Here is a 14,645-nt window from a genome sequence, read left to right on the forward strand (position 1 = left end):
CCCCGCCGGCAGTGCGCTCCTGCGGTGTCAGTCCCCTTCGCCGTTGACCAGGGCGAGGAACTCCCCGCGACCCAGGGGCGGGACGGGCAGCGGAGTGGGAGCGTCGGAACGCAGGCCGTCGAGCAGGAGGGGGACGAACCGGCGCCACAGGTCGGGGGACACCCTGCCGTAGGTATCGATGAGCGTCGTCAGCAAGGACATCAGCACCCCGACGTCCGTCGACGTGATCTCGGCACGGATCGTGCCCTGGGCCTGTCCGCGCTCCAGCAACTGCTCGATGCACGCCTCGACCCGGGTCCGGACATCCGGCAGCATCGGGCCCTCGGGGGCACTGCGCAGGAAGTCCAGGAGCGCGCGCTTGGCGGCCTGCGGCCGCAGGACCGCCTCGAAGAACGCCGCCAGCCCGGCCAGGCCGTCCCCATGCGCCGCAGCCCGCTCGGCCTCCGCCAACATGGCATCAAATGACTCGGCAAGAACGGCGTCAGCCAGTTCGTACTTGTTGGCGAAGTGCCGGTAGGCGGTGCCCACACCGACCCCGGCCCGCAGCGCGACATCGTCAAGGGTCGGGCTCAGGCCACCCGCGTCGAACAACTCCCGCCCGGCGGCAACCAGCGCCTCCCGGTTACGCGCTGCATCCCTGCGCCGGGGCCGCACCGACTGCCCGGGCTCTTCCGGCTCGCCCACGTCCGACCTCCCTCGACTGCGCCCAGCCTAACTGCGCGGAGCAGCACCTCCGCTTCCGCACCCGGCCGCCCAGGGAGAGGAAAGCTCCGTTGTTGCCGGGCACTGGATGGCCGGGCGGGGAGCCGGCGACACGGGCCGGGGACCAGGCGGGCGGGGGCGGTGTGTGTCGGAGGCGGAGTGCAGGCCGTCGCCGACGGTTTCGGCGAGCAATTGGGCCTGTCGGGCGGTGAACCATGCGAAGGGAGTACGAGGTCGACGGCGAGTGCGCCTGTGTGCACGGTGACGAACGCGGCGGGGAAGGGCGCCGGGGGAAGCCCAGCATCTGCAGGCCGTCGGCCGTCAGGCCCGCGGGCAGGTGCCCGGGAGTGGGCGGTGACGTTGCTGATGAGGACGGTCGCGGGTACCGAGGTCAGCTCGTTCATCATCAGGGCGGTCGCGAGGAACTCCCGCTCGATGTCTCCCCCGTCACCGCTTCCCGCAACTGCCGGTGGATCTCGCCGCCGGGCCCGGCCTCGACAGCCCCGGTGCGAGGCTGAGTGGCTGGTCGCTAGCCTCCAGGCATGTCACAGGAAACCGGCTGGGGAGCCCGGCTAGGGCTCGGCTAGGGCTCGGCTAGGCCGTAATGAAGGGCGTCGTCGAACTCTGGGCGAAGAGGACGCGCGGAGACGGTACGGACCTGCCTCCAGTCGAAGCAGGCAGCAGCCTGGCCGGCGACGGCAAACTGTTCGTAGGCCACCCGGTCTCCAGCGTGGCCCGGCACGGTCTGATCACAGCCGTGGAGCACCTGGATTTCGCGCTGAACGCCATGGCCAAGACGCAGAGTCTGTATCCGGCTGCTTACTTCACCACCCTCCGGGCCGACCTGCTCGGAGCTGCCCAAATCGAAGGGCGAGCGGCGCGCTGTCCGGGGAGCGCAACCGGCTTAAGGCTCTGATCCCCGTCGTCCGTCGGCGGACCCTCCCCGATGCCTGCACTGGTGAGAGCGGGGCGCTGCGGCCGGCGCCCCGTGTGCCGCTGCGCGCGGTCCCGGATGGTAGGCCTGTGCTGGAGGCTGGGCGGCAAGCGCGGTGGCATGCGTGTGCGCCCAGGTCTCGCGCACCCGGTCTTGTGTGGGGGAGGGGGTGCTGGACAGGGGCTGGGGGCCTTTTGCTGTGGTTACTGCGGTGGGGTGACGAAGGTGCCGCGTTGGGGCACGGTGAAGACCAGTCCGTCGGCTGCCAGGACGGCGATGGCGCGGCGCACGGTGGAGCGGGCGAGTCCGTACTCCTGTACCAGGCGCTGCTCGGAGGGGATGGCCCGGTTGGGTTCCCAGTCGCCGCGGGCGATGCGGGCCGTGAGGATCCCGGCCAGTTGCCGGTAGGGGGTTACCGGGCCGTCGGCGTCGATCTCATCGTCAGGACCAAACTCCATGGTCAAGACGCTAGAGATGTCCAGATGACGCGGCAGTTTGAGATACGTCGCGAGACGTATCGATACCAGAGTGCTACAGTTGCTTGAACAAATGGTGGTCTGTCGTTGTGGCAGTCCGGCTGCGGGACCTGGCGAGGTGGAGGGGGGCTGGTCATGGGGGAGCCCGGCTTCACCGAGCGCTGGCTGGACACCGGCTCGGGGCCCGGCGCTGTGGTCCGGGTCCGTGTGACCTGGGTGAACCAGGCGGTCCAGGCGGCGTACCGGGCGTGGCTGGACCATGCCACCTCATGCCCCACCTGCCGGGATGGGGGCGCCCGCGAGTGCACGGTCGTGCTGCCGTTGTGGGACGCCTACCAAGCGGCTCGCCAGGCGGCCCCGTGAACTTCCTGCCCGGCTCAGCCGCCCGGGCTCCCTGCGCGCGTGTGGCTCGACTGCCGTCTTCGTGCTGGGCCACACTGGGGGCACGGCAAGCCGAGGAGGTGAAGGGGAGCGTGAGCGTTGCCGCCGCTGATCATTACGGGCCGTGGACCGTGGACGATGTCCTGGCCCTGCCCGAGGACCCGAGGAACCGAATCGAGTTGGTCGGGGGCGCGCTGATGATGAGACCCGCGCCCGGCCTTGCGCATCAGTGGGCCTCGCACCGCCTTCACGTGCTTCTGGAGCAGGCCGCAGAGGCCGCGAAGGCGCCGGTGTTGGTCTTCGACGCCATCAACGTTCTGGTACCGGACGGCCTGATGATCCCGGACCTGGCCGTCGTTGACGAGAGCGTGGACCTGTCCGGTGTGACCGTGCATGCCCAGGACGTCATCGCCGTTGTGGAGATTGCCTCTTCTTCCACCCGTGTCGCGGACCAGAAGATGAAACCGGCGCTGTATGCGGCAGCGGGGATCGAGCACTACTGGCGCCTGGAACTGGAGCCCGCTCCGCGGCTGTACCTCGGGCACCTTCAGCACGGCGCCTACGCCGACCGGCTGGTCCCAGCCGGCCGGACCACGGCAGTGACAGAGCCGTTCCCCCTGGACATCGACCCCGCCCACCTGGTGAAGCGGTAAGCAACCAGCACGCGCCGACCATGCACGGGAGCATGCGGCTACTGGTGTACGCGCAGGCCTGCCGGCGTCCACGTGAACGCCGACGGGTACGCCGACGGCGCCGGCAACGCCCGGCACGTGCTTGCGGGATGGCCGCGGTTGGCGCCCGAAAGGCTGGAGTCGTCGAGTCGCCGCCCAGCGGCGCTGTTGACGGTGACCGGTGGTGTTCGGGGCGGCGTGTCGGAGTGCATGCCGTCCCCGTAGCGCTCCCTACGAGGCCCCCTACGCGGTCCCCTACGTTTTCCCCTACGGTGACTTCCCCCGCCCGGTGTTGTATTCGTGCAGGTCAGCAGGCATGTGCGTGGGTGGCGGGGGTGCCGACAGCCCTTTACTCCCGTGCTTGTGTGTCAGTGGTGGGTGGTGGAGTGGTCGTGGTGGGGCTTGCGGTGGGCCCCGGGGTGCCCGCCCAGCCCCCGGGGGGTGTGCGCGGGCCGGCGGCCGCGCCCCTCGGCGGCCCGGGGGTCCGGTGCGGCCCCCGGGGGTGGCGGGTCGGGATGTGAAGCGGCGGCGGGGGAGGAGGGCGTGAGGTGACGGGGAGCAGGCGGTGGCCGTACGGGTCGACGGCCCGGGTGCGGGGGCTGGTGCTGCTGGCGCTGGGGGTGGTGAAGGTCGCCACGGCCGGGCAGCTGCGCCGGCTGGTGCTGCCGGGGACAGCGGATGTGCAGACGGTCCGCAACGCGTGCAAGGACCTGAAGGCGGCGGGGCTGGTGGAGTCGGTGGGCTCGGCCAACCGGCCCGGCCGGTCGGGCCGGCCGGTGGCGGAGCAGGTGTGGAACCTGACCACGGCCGGGCTGGCGGCAGCCGCCAGCGAACTCGGCCGCCCCGCCAAGGAGATGGGCGGCACCGCCCGGGAGGCGGCGAAGGCCGGCGCCGCGCACGCGCTGAAGGTGACCGACACCATCGACGCGTTTCTCCAGTCACCACCGCAACCCACCCACCCCATCCCCCGCCGCAGCCCTCGCCTCGCTGACGAAGCCAGGCCCGTAAGCGCCGGGCCCGCCCCAACGGAAACCCCCGCCCAAAACGCCGGGCCTGCCACCGGTACCCAGCCCGCCCCTGCAGTCCAGCCGGCGCCACGGCCGGTATCCGCCCGGCCTCGCGGCCTGGGCACCCTGCACGGCTGGACGACGGAAGTGATCCTCCCGGTCACCGGAACCTTCACGACGCCCGGCAGGGGCAGCCTGCGGGCCGACGCGGTGCTGACTGCACCACAGGACCAGGTGCCGGTGCTGTTTGTAGAGGTCGACAACCACACCGAACCGGCAGCTGTGCTGGCGGACAAGATCGCCCGCTACCACCGCTTCTTCCAGCGCACCATGAACGGCCACCGCGTAGGGGACGACGTCCCGCTGTGGTCGACACGATGGGAGGACTCCGGCCGCGGGGGCTACCCGCCGGTGGCGATCGTCTTCACCAGACGGGTCAGCCCCCAGGTGCTCCAGCGCCGCATCAGCGAAGTGGCCCGCATCTCGAGCCCGTACTGGCAGGGCACCTGGCACACCGGCCCCTACACCGACGCTTCGGGCACGCCAGACGGCTGGCGCACCTACGACTTCACGGTGCCCGTCCTGGCCACCACCGTGGACCAGCTGGCCGCTGACGGCCCGCACGGCCTGGTGTGGTGGCGCTTCGGCCACGACGTCCACGAGGCGCTGATCGCCGCCCTTCACAACCCCGACGACCACCGCGCCTACCGGCAGCGGGACGAGCAGCGGCGCGCCGCCCGCCAGGCCGCCGAACAAGCCCGCGCTGCGGCCAAGGAGGCCCGCAGGCAGCGACGCAAGGAAGAACGGCGCCGGCGACAGGAACAGGCATGGCCCTGCCCGGCCTGCGGCACCGACGTCCATCCAGACGACGACGATGACGGCGGGCAGGGCGACGGCCTGGCGCGCGGAACGGAGTGCCCGCCGTGCCGCAGCGAGCGTGAACGTCTGGACCGGGAACGAGCCGAAGCGGAAGCGCAGTGGCAAAGCGAACGCCGAGCCAACCGGCTGTTCGGCTGGCTGCGCACCTGAACCCGCCGGGACACCATGCGCTTTGCATACACGCCGTGCGGTACACGCGGACGGGCGGCGACTGCTCAGGATCCTGAGCATTGCCAGGGCAGAAGGGACTTGGGCCTCCCGCAGCACATTGGACGGTGCCGCGCACGGCGCCGGCAGACGGTCGGGGTCGAGGCCCCGAAGAGGCGAGTCAGAGGGTGCGGCCGAACAACGTCGTCGGCGCCGCCGTCCCCGTGGCCCACGTACTGACCGGGCAGGACGGGATGCGCAACGCGGCTGTAGGTCGAGCGGGGTCAGGCTGTGTCACTGGCCGCTGGCGTCAGCGGCGGGTGCGGCCGGCACGGGCGCGGCGGCCTGCTGGTGGGCGAGGGATGCTTCCGGCAGGCGCCTGTCGGGGTTGTTTGGGCTGTGACCAGCAGGTGCTCAGCAGTCTCGGTTCCGTCATCGATCAGGTCTCGGTGACGTAACAGCTCCTTGTGTCGCAGGCCTGTCAGGTGGCACTGTTCGCGCGATTGAACAAATGTATGGCCACCAGGAACTGCAGGCGGGGGATGGACGAGCAGGCGTTCGACGCCTTCTATACCGGGAGCGTGAGGCGGCTCATCGGCCAGCTGTACGCCATGATCGGCGACCGTGCCGAGGCACAGGACGTGGTCCAGGAAGCCTTCGTCCGGGCCTGGGAGCATCGGGCCCAGCTGGACAAAGACGGTGCACCCGAGGCATGGGTGCGTACCGTGGCCTGGCGGCTGGCGGTCAGCCGGTGGCGGCGAGTGCGAACCGCGCTCTCCTTCGCGCGGCGCCAGGGCCCGCCCGCGGACGTACCGCCGCCGGACACCCACCATGTGCTGCTGGTACAGGCGCTGCGGCAGATCCCCGCGGCGCAGCGGCGGGCCATCGTACTCCACCACCTGTGCGATCTGGAGGTGAAACAGGTGGCTGCCGAGACCAACTGCCCCGTCGGTACAGTCAAGGCACAGCTGAGCCGGGGGCGGGCCGCGCTGGCAAGGATTCTGGCCGATACTGAGCTGGATCCGCGGGTGGGCCGAGGTTCGGAGGTGGAGCATGGTTGACGAGACTGGTTTGGATGATCACCTCGCCGGCCTTGCCGCCGAGGGCCGGCGGTTCGCCGTGCCGCTGGCCGCGGAGCAGATCCGGGTGCGCGGTGACCGGCGTCGGCGCCGTAAGCGGGCAGCCCAGATGTCGGGCGGCGTGCTGGTGGCCGCTGTCGTCGCCGTGGGAGGCCTGTCGCTGGTCCTGCCGGGTCCGGAGTCGGCACCGACGGCCGCGAAGCCGACACCGTCGCGGAGTGCTCCCCAGTTCGTACCCCCGAGGCCGGCCCCGGGTGAGGAGTACGCCCGCGAGATCGGCTACGTGTACAACGCGATGGTGCTGGAGAACGCGGTCCAGGTGACCGTGGAGCAGCTTCGTACCGAGCGGGGAACGGCCGTACCCACCGGGGTGGTGCACCAGGTGACGCTGTCCCCGCAGACCCCGGTCGAGGTGGAGCAGGTGGCCGGTGGAAAGCCGGCGGACATGCGGTTGGGGGAGCTGGTGGACCGGCTGAGCGGCGGGCCGCGGTGGGCGTTCGCCCTCGACTACGACGGTGAAGGCCGGATTCAGTCGCTGCGGGAAGCATCCTGGCTGACCGTCGACTGAGCTTCAGCAGAGGTCGGAAAAAGTCTGACCGGGATGCAACCCGGGGGATGGTGTGCGGCGTAGAGACCGTGTAACCCCACCACACCGGCTTCCAGGAGAACGTTGACCATGACTGCCTCGCCCCGCCGGGCCACCATGCGCCTGCTCACCGTTGTCGCCTTCGGCGCGCTTGTTTTGACCGGATGCGGCGAGAAGGACAAGGAGCCCACGGATCCCATCGCGGCCGCGGGGACGGACACCGCACCGGCCGGCAGTGGCGAGACGGCCGCCCCGTCGGACGACGGCGAGGGTTCGCAGGACACGCAGGCGTCGACCAGTAAGACCCCGTGGGCCGGCACCAAGCAGTTTGTCACCATCGACAAGGCCTGGACCGAGGGCGGACGGACGTATCTGTCGGTGCGGCCCGCTCAGAAGGAGGTCACCCGGTTCGACACGTGGGAGATCATCCCCGGCACGGGGGCCTTCACGACGGTGACCATGGCCGAGGATGCCCGGGTTCTGCTGACGGTCCAGGTCCGCGGCGACGACGATGCATCCGGCGCCAGCCGGGGCGAGCCGCTGCCGTACTCCCAGGCCGAGTTCGTCACCCTGCATGAGCAGCTGGACCCCAGGATCTCTCCAGGCATCGGGTACGACCTGAGCTTCGACGGAGAGGGGCAGGTGGTCAAACTGCAGTCTTTGTACTCGTCGTGAGCCGCGCACGCCTGGGCCTCAGGGGGACCGCGGAGGAGGTGGAGCATGGTTGACGAGACCGGCTTGGGGGATCACCTCGCCGATCTTGCTGCCTCGGGGCAGCGGTTCGCCGTGCCGCCGGCCGCGGAGCAGATTCGGGCACGCGGCAATCAGCGGCGGCGCCGCAAGCAGGCGGCTCTGGTTTCCGGCGGCGTGATTCTGACCGCTGCTCTGGCCGTGGGAGTCCTGTCTCCGGTCCGGCTCGGTCCGGCGCCGGCACCGGCTGCCGCGAAGCCGACAACACCGAGCACGCTACGGTTCGTGCCCCCGACGCCGGCCCCGGGTGAGGAGTACGCCAGCGAACTCGGCTACGTGTACGACGCAGTGCTGCTGAAGGGGGATACGGTCCAGGTCACCGTGGAGCAGCTTCGTACCGGAGTGGTACACAAGGTGACCATGCCGACACAGACCCCGGTGGAGGTGAAGCAAGTGGCCGGCGGGAAGCCGGGGGACATGCGGCTGGGCGAACTGGTGGGCCGGCTGCGCGCCGGACCGCACTGGGCGTTCGCCGTCGACTACGACGGCGAGGGCCGAATTCAATCGCTGAGAGAAGCCTTTTGGCTGACCGTCCAGTGAGGTAGTCAAAGACAGTTCCTGAGTTCGTTCGGGAACGGATGGCGAGATCCCGCCGGTCTTCCCGACCGGTCGGGATCTTTGTCGTTGCGTGGGAATGCGGCGACATCACAGTTCGGTGCGCTCGCGAAACTCCAAAAACAATCTGCCCGGGATGCAACCCGGCAGACGGTGTGGGGCGTAGAGACCATGTAACCCAACCAGACCGGCTTCCAGGAGCAGTTGACGATGAACACCTCACGCTGCCGGACCACCATGCGCTGGCTCAGCGTTGTCACCCTCGGCGCCATTGCCCTGACCGGATGCAGCCAGAAGCCCGTGGATCGGATGGACCCCGCCGCGGCCGCAAAGCCGACGCCGTCTTCCATATCGGCCGACGAGACGGACGCCCGGGCCGATGGCGGCAAGAAGTCCGCAGAGCCTGCCGAGGCCACGAAGAAGGTGTCGCCATCCGCACCGGCCGGTAATTCGGGTACCCGGTCGGACGGCGGTCAGAAGTTCGCGGAGCCCACCACTGTCGCAAAGACAAAGTCGCCTTCCACACAGACGGGCACCCGTTCCGACAGCAGCGAGGCGGCGAAGGACACGTCGGCCTCGACCAGTAAGGCCGCCTTCGCTGGCACCGAGCAGTTCGTGACGATCAACAAGGCCTGGACCGAGGGCGGACTGACCTATCTGTCGGTGCGGCCCGCCCAGAAGAAGATCAACATCCAGTTCGACACCTGGGAGATCCTCCCGGGCACTGGCCCGTTCACCACGGTGCCCATGGCCAAGAACGCCCGAGTTCTGCTGACGACCCAGGTTCGCGGCGAGGTCGCTGGGTTCAGCCGCGGCGAGCTGCTGCCCTACTCCCCGGCCCAGTTCGTCACCTTGCTGAACCAGCTGGACTCCGGCCTGTACGACGGCATCGGGTACGGCTTGGTCTTCGACGGAGCAGGTCAGGTGACCAGCCTGAAGTCGCTGTACAAGCCCTGACGGAGGCCTTGTCCCAAGGCTGGGTAGTTAACGGATTTGCGCTGGTTGCAAGGGGTTTCGGCGACGATTGAAACGTGGGTAACGAGATCGACGTTGATTGATAGTCCGCGCTGGTCCCCTGCGCGGGGTGTGCCCGCCTCTTAGGCCGTCGCGGGGCGGCCTGGGCGCGCGCATGCCGAGCGCGTCGAGTTCGGCTCACCGTTGTTCGGTTAACCTCATGGTCTGGCGGCGGGTGTTGTCCACGGCAGGGAACCGGGCCTGGCGATGGAAGGCGTCCGTGGCGGGTCAGGGGCCCGGGTGTTCGCCTGTCGGGCGGGCTTCGGTTACCCATGGCCGGCGGTGGGCGCGAGGGCCAGGTGGTGGGCTGGCTTGGCGCCACTCCGGCATGTTTGCCTATCCGAAGAGTTGGAGGCGGGTTTTGACGCCGTCGGCTTCGAAGTCGTAGATGTTGTGGTTGATGCGGAGGCCGTCGACGGCGCCGATCCACATGTTGTCGCGGCCCTTGCCGACGGCGACGGTGAGGATGGTCGGTGGTGCGATGCCGCCGGTGAAGGAGGCTTTCAGTTGGGTGAACGTGCACGGGGTGGCCTGGGTGCAGGAGGTCTCGTTGCGGGTGAGGAACCAAGTGCCGGTGGTGGTGGCGTCGATGTACGGGCTCCAGCGGTCCACCACGGGGGAGGCGGGCGGGGTCCACACCATGGTGGAGTAGTTGTCGCCGGCGGTCATGTTCGGGTCGATCTCGAACCTGATGTTCGGCATGTTGGTCGGGCCGCCGTAGCCGAGGTTCTCACTGGTCTGGAAGACGTGGAAGCCGACCTTGGTCAGGCCGAGCACCGGGTTGCCGTAGAAGTCGCGTTCGTTGCCGAAATCGACCTTCTCGCTGGGGGGATTCAGCGTGGTGGAGTTGTTCGCGACTTCGATGCCCAGGCTGCCGGTGCCGTAGGGCGGCCGGGCGGCGGATGCCGGTACGCCGAAGGAGCCGACCGGTCCGTTCCTCAGGATGGCGACGGGGGAGCCGATCGTGTTACGGGTGATCACGCCCCAGTTGTCTGCGAAGAGATCCCTTTCGTCTGCGAGGGCAGCCGTCGATCCTGGGACTGTCGACGCCGCTATCGCGGCCAGGGCTATGACCGCGAGCGCGCCTCGGCGCACGCCAAATCGAGCGTTCACTGATGTTCCTTTCATGGGTGGAGGCCAGCCAGGGGCTTCTGGCACATGCCAGGTGCATAGCACTCCGATAGACACGCACGGTCACCATACATGACACGCGGTGATAGTGCCTGCTGAGAACGAGGGCCAGCCAGGGCAGTGCGCCCGCCGTGACGGGGGCAGCATCGCCCAAGACCTCGCGAAGTGTTCCGTACGTCTCAACGACTGCTACTGCGGGGCCCACGTGCAGGTCAGACAACATCCGAACAGGACGGGCCCCGGACGGCAGCAAACGCTGTTGGTAAATCCGGGGCCTGCGTGACGACGGCCTAATGTGGCCCCGTTGGGGTTGTGCAGGCCGTCGTCGTGTTTCTGGGGGTGGGTTCGGTGCACAGTTGACCTTCTGCCGCAGCTCGTCGGGGAGGGTGGCGTTGCGGATGTGGTGTAGCGGCACCTTGGCCTGGGCGGACAGCAGTCGTTGGGTGACCTCCAGGCGGCCCATCTCGAGGCTGAAGAACACCGATGGTGCCCGTCGCGTAGCGAGCAGGCGCGGACGAAGTCCATGGTCAGGGTGGACTTGCGCATGGCGGGGGGCCTGCGACGACGATGAGCTGGCCGGGCTGCACCCCGTTGGTCAGGGTGTTCAGGTCGATGAAGCCGGTGGAGATTCCGCTGAGCGCGCCGGTGCTGGCGGCGCGGCGGTCGTAGTCGTCGTGGAAAGGGTCCAGGGCCCAGGGCTGATTCAAAGTCGTGGTGATCATGTGGCGTTGCTGGTCAGGGCAGGCCGATCAGGTTCAGCGGGCGGGTGAAGGGCGTGTAGGAGACCTCGCGCAGGCTGGAGGCGATGCCGCGATGCCCGGCGGTGCGCAGGGTGCTGATCGCGAAGCTGCGCAGCGTGGCCATGTTCTCCGGCCCGTGCCCGGTTCGGATCTTCGAGGCGTCCTCGCTGAAGGTGGTGTCTCTGACGTGGTGCACAGCCTCGATACCCCACTGCGAGCGGGCGAGTTGGCCGATTACCTGCGGGGATGCCGCGCGTGCCGGAAGGTCGGTGATGGTGTAGACGGTCTCGCGGGTGATCTTGCCGGTCCTGAGGTCGGTGCGGTGCCGGTGGATCTTTGCGGCCTGCGCCACGTGCGGGAAGTCCAGGCCGAGGTCGGTGACGGTGAGGGTGCGCACCGAGCGGGTCTCGCGCCGCCCGTGTCCGCTCTCGCGCTCGTAGCGCCGCGCGGTCACCTGTTTCCACGGCAAGGAGCGCAGCGCATCGTGCAGCGTCGGCTGGTTCCGCTTGACCACGAGCACGTAGTGCGCCTTCTTCCCACCAGCCACCTGGCGTGGTCGCGGTGGGTGTGCAGGGCGTCGGCGGTCACCACGACGCCGGCCAGGTCGAACGGCGCCAGCAGGCGGGTGAAGCCGGTGACCTCGGTGGTCTTGTCCGGCACCCGAAGTTGACTGACGGTGCGTCCGCCGGTGAGGACGGCGGACAGCAGGTGGGCGGCCGGGGTGACATCGGTGCGCGAGCCGCGGGCGCACTTGCCGTCAACGGCCAGGGTCCGGGCGCCGGCGGGGTCGCATCCGAGCAGGTCGGCGAGCCCGCCGGGACGCACCAGGGTCAGAATGCGGCGGATCGTGGAGCCAGATGGTGCGCGGCGCACGCCCAGCGGGCCTGCGGCACGTACGCCGAGGCGGGCCAGGGTGTCCTGCGGTGCATGGCGTGCCCACTGGCCGATGGCCAGATAGGAGCAGGCTCCGGCCAGCACCGCGCAGCAGGCGGTGAGCAGGACTGCCACCAGCGCGTGGCGCCGTCCGCGCCGATCCCGCGGATCGCGAAGAACCCCCAGTCGCTTGGCGATGCCGTGCGCGGCGCGCTGGGCGGCGGTGGGCGACTTGGTCAGACAGACAGTGGCAGACTGGCGGCACATCGAAGCTCCGGAAGGCAGGGCGACTTGGCAAGGTCACCCCGTCAACCGGAGCTTCGTTGCGTTCGTGACGGCCTCCCACCGGATCGTCACACCCCTGCGACCTGCACACCCTCGTGATCACCACGACTTTGAATCAGCCCTGGTCCAGGGCCGGGCCGAGTAGGTCCAGGCTGTCATCGCCGGTGTCGTGATAAACGGCCTGCAGCGCCTGTTGCTGGGTGGCGATGATCTTGCTGGCGGTGCCTTCACCGCGCATCGCCTGGTTCGCTGCGGTCAGGTTCGCGGTGATCACATCCCGGAGCGCGGCGCACTCGCGAACGATAAGGGCGTAGTGCTCGGCGTTGGGGACGGTCGGTGTGGCCTGCCCCAGCTCATGCAGGTACGGCGCGCCGCCGACCCGGGGAATCTCGCCGGTCCTGGTCAGCTCGGTCGCCACGGCGATCGGGTCCGCCGCGTCGCCCCGCAGATACAGGGCGACGATCGTGGCGAACACGGTCGCGTGCGCGGGGCCGGCAGAAATGCCCGCCGGACACTACCTCGAGGACCTCGCCGATCGCGTCACGCGACAACAGCATCGTTCCCAGACGGCCATCTCGGCTTCCAGGTCATGCGGCGGCGCATACCGCGCGGCATCACGCTGCCGGGAATCTGAAGGTCGGTCACCGGGTACCTGCCACAGCAAGCGTGCTGCAGTCGGGGCAGTCGACGTACTCAAAGGACTCGTCGAACTGCTTACGGGTGTGCCTGTCACACGCCCCGCACTGATCCGCCGGAACCGTTGACCGCTCCGCATGCTTGACCAGATCCGTCCATACCCGTGTAGCCATCTCCTTGGCCCGGTCACGCAGCCACCACACTGGAAAGCCCTGCGCCAGCAACTCCACCGCAGCCGTCCGCAGCGCCTGCTGTACGGGCCCCGTCATCGGCCGGTGCAGCGCCTCGATGTAGGCAGCGAGAACCTGATCTGCCTCCGCGTTGCCAGGCCGCTGGATCGGCACCGCTGCTGGGTTTTCGGGTGCAGCCTCTTCTCTCCTGCGTCCGGGGAGCTGCCCTCTGATGCCGCAGCGTTGGCTGCGGCGGGAGAGGGGAGAGGGAGAAGAACGAAGGGGAAGGGGCACAGACTATTCGGAATGGGTTGACGATCTGCGCGCCGTTCTTCGGGCTGAATCGCGGCGATGTCTTGACCAGGTTGCGCTTCAGTAGACGGGCTTTGTTGTCCTGCGGGGACCGGAGCGACATGTGCGCCTTGTCGGCGAGCTGCTGCATGTGCGCGATTACGTAGCCCGGGTCGTCGGTGTGGTTGGCGCACGCCATCAAGAACGGGTGCGCCTCTCCTGACCTCGCCCCGAAAGGCGAGACCGGAGGTTCCATCATGTCCGTTGCGACTCTCTTACGGCAGCGTTCGCGCGCACTGCTGCTTGTCACCGGTGTGCCGCTCGCGCTGGCGGCGGCCGTCGTGGACGGCGTCCGTGTCCGCTGCCGGCTGGAGGCCGCCCGCCGCGATCCGCTCACCGGCCTGCCCGGCCGCGACGGACTGGCCGCCTATGCCACCAAGTCCCTGGCCTCCGGCCACCGCACCCAGCAGTTGCTGCTGGTGATGTGCGACGGCAACGGCTTCAAGGCCATCAACGATGGTTTCGGGCACGCCGCTGGCGACCAGGTCGTATCACCCTCGCCCACCGCCTTTGGCAGTGGGCCACCGCCCACTGAGGCGTCGCCGCATGCCTGGGAGGCGACGAATTCGTCGCCCTCGTACACCTCCCCCGCCACGCGGCCGGCCGTGAGCTGACCGCACTGCGGGCGCACATGAACCGCCCCGTCCTGTACCAGGACCTCCTGCTGCCGTTCACCGTCTCCATCGGCGCCGCCCACACCACCGACCTGCCCGGCGACGACTACGGCGCCCTCCTGCACGCCGCCGACGTCGCCATGTACCGGGTCAAGACTGGCACCGAGGCGTTCCCGCACCTGGCCGGCAACGAGGACGCAGCGGTCACCCCGGTCAACGGCCGCCACCCCGGCCGACCCGGCACCCACGCCCCGGGACAGGTCCTATGACCGGCCATACCGGGAACCGTCGGCCCCGGGCCCGCCACCTCACCGTCGTCACCGACACAGACACCGCCGTCACCCCGGCCACGCAGCCCGCACTTTTGGACTGGCACGACGCCTCCTACTTCCGCTGGGATACGCCCTGCGTACCGTGCGGAAAGCTCACCCCGCTGCGCTCACACACAACAGTGAACCGGCCCACGGCCCACAAGGTCTGCGCCGAAGGCTGGAACGCCGAAAACCCCGGCAAGGCCCAGTTCGTCTCCGACCCGCCCCGGGGTAAGCGCAACAACATCCACGCGTGATCCCCGTTATGTTTTTCGCGGTCCTGCAATGGGGCCGCTGGCCTTCGGGCCCGGCATGACTGTTACCCCCTGTCGAACGGATGACCTGGGGGGTGG

The 14,645-nt window shown here is 69.2% G+C and carries 20 protein-coding genes; 12 read left to right on the forward strand and 8 right to left on the reverse strand.

Features of this window, described 5'->3' with window-relative positions:
• Positions 1-27: 27 nt before the first annotated feature.
• Positions 28-684: a TetR/AcrR family transcriptional regulator gene (locus tag ACFW3D_RS27255; protein ID WP_500508081.1), complete on the reverse strand. Its 657-nt coding sequence runs from the start codon at positions 682-684 to the stop codon at positions 28-30.
• A gap of 622 nt (positions 685-1,306) precedes the next feature.
• On the opposite strand from ACFW3D_RS27255, the gene ACFW3D_RS27260 reads away from it, so the two are divergent.
• Positions 1,307-1,618: a hypothetical protein gene (locus ACFW3D_RS27260; protein ID WP_500508083.1), complete on the forward strand. Its 312-nt coding sequence runs from the start codon at positions 1,307-1,309 to the stop codon at positions 1,616-1,618.
• Positions 1,619-1,839: 221 nt separating this feature from the next.
• Here the strand turns inward: ACFW3D_RS27260 and ACFW3D_RS27265 are convergent, their stop codons facing one another.
• A complete protein-coding gene (locus ACFW3D_RS27265) occupies positions 1,840-2,094 on the reverse strand; it encodes a GntR family transcriptional regulator (RefSeq protein ID WP_326569942.1) in 255 nt (84 codons plus the stop codon).
• Between the two features lie 153 nt (positions 2,095-2,247).
• Here ACFW3D_RS27265 and ACFW3D_RS27270 point away from each other — a divergent pair, with 153 nt between their 5' ends.
• From ACFW3D_RS27270 to ACFW3D_RS27305, 8 genes are all read left to right on the forward strand, one after another.
• Positions 2,248-2,475, forward strand: coding sequence for a hypothetical protein (locus ACFW3D_RS27270; protein WP_500508085.1), 228 nt, complete (start codon positions 2,248-2,250; stop codon positions 2,473-2,475).
• Between the two features lie 110 nt (positions 2,476-2,585).
• Positions 2,586-3,146 (forward strand): Uma2 family endonuclease, encoded by a 561-nt coding sequence (locus tag ACFW3D_RS27275; protein ID WP_500508087.1) that lies wholly within the window; start codon positions 2,586-2,588, stop codon positions 3,144-3,146.
• A gap of 566 nt (positions 3,147-3,712) precedes the next feature.
• Positions 3,713-5,200, forward strand: coding sequence for a replication-relaxation family protein (locus ACFW3D_RS27280; RefSeq protein ID WP_500508089.1), 1,488 nt, complete (start codon positions 3,713-3,715; stop codon positions 5,198-5,200).
• 539 nt (positions 5,201-5,739) lie between these two features.
• Positions 5,740-6,258, forward strand: a complete 519-nt coding sequence (locus tag ACFW3D_RS27285; RefSeq protein ID WP_500508091.1) for a SigE family RNA polymerase sigma factor — start codon at positions 5,740-5,742, stop codon at positions 6,256-6,258.
• Complete coding sequence (locus ACFW3D_RS27290) at positions 6,251-6,844, forward strand: hypothetical protein (protein WP_500508093.1); 594 nt, start codon at positions 6,251-6,253, stop codon at positions 6,842-6,844. The genes ACFW3D_RS27285 and ACFW3D_RS27290 overlap by 8 nt, the downstream gene beginning before the upstream one ends.
• Positions 6,845-6,979: 135 nt before the next feature.
• Positions 6,980-7,537: a hypothetical protein gene (locus ACFW3D_RS27295; RefSeq protein ID WP_500508095.1), complete on the forward strand. Its 558-nt coding sequence runs from the start codon at positions 6,980-6,982 to the stop codon at positions 7,535-7,537.
• Between the two features lie 45 nt (positions 7,538-7,582).
• Complete coding sequence (locus ACFW3D_RS27300; RefSeq protein ID WP_500508097.1) at positions 7,583-8,152, forward strand: hypothetical protein; 570 nt, start codon at positions 7,583-7,585, stop codon at positions 8,150-8,152.
• Between the two features lie 225 nt (positions 8,153-8,377).
• Positions 8,378-9,124 (forward strand): hypothetical protein, encoded by a 747-nt coding sequence (locus ACFW3D_RS27305; protein WP_500508099.1) that lies wholly within the window; start codon positions 8,378-8,380, stop codon positions 9,122-9,124.
• A gap of 393 nt (positions 9,125-9,517) precedes the next feature.
• Here ACFW3D_RS27305 and ACFW3D_RS27310 read toward each other — a convergent pair whose 3' ends face one another.
• The 6 genes from ACFW3D_RS27310 to ACFW3D_RS27335 all read right to left on the reverse strand — a co-directional run bounded on the left by ACFW3D_RS27310 (position 9,518) and on the right by ACFW3D_RS27335 (position 13,190).
• Positions 9,518-10,162, reverse strand: coding sequence for a hypothetical protein (locus tag ACFW3D_RS27310; RefSeq protein ID WP_500508101.1), 645 nt, complete (start codon positions 10,160-10,162; stop codon positions 9,518-9,520).
• A 677-nt stretch (positions 10,163-10,839) separates the two neighbouring features.
• Positions 10,840-11,034, reverse strand: coding sequence for a hypothetical protein (locus ACFW3D_RS27315; protein WP_500508103.1), 195 nt, complete (start codon positions 11,032-11,034; stop codon positions 10,840-10,842).
• A 13-nt stretch (positions 11,035-11,047) separates the two neighbouring features.
• Positions 11,048-11,599: an ISAs1 family transposase gene (locus ACFW3D_RS27320; RefSeq protein ID WP_500508105.1), complete on the reverse strand. Its 552-nt coding sequence runs from the start codon at positions 11,597-11,599 to the stop codon at positions 11,048-11,050.
• Positions 11,503-12,192 carry a transposase family protein gene (locus tag ACFW3D_RS27325; protein ID WP_500508107.1) on the reverse strand — a complete coding sequence of 230 codons (690 nt, stop codon included), beginning with the start codon at positions 12,190-12,192 and terminating at the stop codon, positions 11,503-11,505. Before ACFW3D_RS27325 ends, ACFW3D_RS27320 begins: the two co-directional genes overlap by 97 nt.
• A 133-nt stretch (positions 12,193-12,325) precedes the next feature.
• Positions 12,326-12,712, reverse strand: a complete 387-nt coding sequence (locus ACFW3D_RS27330) for a DnaB-like helicase N-terminal domain-containing protein (protein WP_500508126.1) — start codon at positions 12,710-12,712, stop codon at positions 12,326-12,328.
• A gap of 139 nt (positions 12,713-12,851) precedes the next feature.
• Complete coding sequence (locus tag ACFW3D_RS27335) at positions 12,852-13,190, reverse strand: hypothetical protein (RefSeq protein ID WP_500508109.1); 339 nt, start codon at positions 13,188-13,190, stop codon at positions 12,852-12,854.
• A 374-nt stretch (positions 13,191-13,564) separates the two neighbouring features.
• Between ACFW3D_RS27335 and ACFW3D_RS27340 the strand changes: the two genes are divergently transcribed.
• Genes ACFW3D_RS27340 through ACFW3D_RS27350 form a run of 3 tightly spaced genes read left to right on the forward strand, consistent with a single transcriptional unit; the run spans position 13,565 to position 14,549 of the window.
• The gene (locus ACFW3D_RS27340; RefSeq protein ID WP_500508111.1) at positions 13,565-13,981 is read left to right on the forward strand and encodes a GGDEF domain-containing protein; all 417 of its coding nucleotides are present in this window, start codon (positions 13,565-13,567) and stop codon (positions 13,979-13,981) included.
• A complete protein-coding gene (locus tag ACFW3D_RS27345; protein ID WP_500508128.1) occupies positions 13,918-14,250 on the forward strand; it encodes a diguanylate cyclase domain-containing protein in 333 nt (110 codons plus the stop codon). Before ACFW3D_RS27340 ends, ACFW3D_RS27345 begins: the two co-directional genes overlap by 64 nt.
• Positions 14,247-14,549 (forward strand): hypothetical protein, encoded by a 303-nt coding sequence (locus ACFW3D_RS27350; RefSeq protein WP_500508113.1) that lies wholly within the window; start codon positions 14,247-14,249, stop codon positions 14,547-14,549. The genes ACFW3D_RS27345 and ACFW3D_RS27350 overlap by 4 nt, the downstream gene beginning before the upstream one ends.
• Positions 14,550-14,645: the final 96 nt, after the last annotated feature.

The sequence above is a fragment of the Streptomyces sp. NPDC058864 genome, from assembly GCF_042742985.1.
Taxonomy (GTDB): domain Bacteria; phylum Actinomycetota; class Actinomycetes; order Streptomycetales; family Streptomycetaceae; genus Actinacidiphila.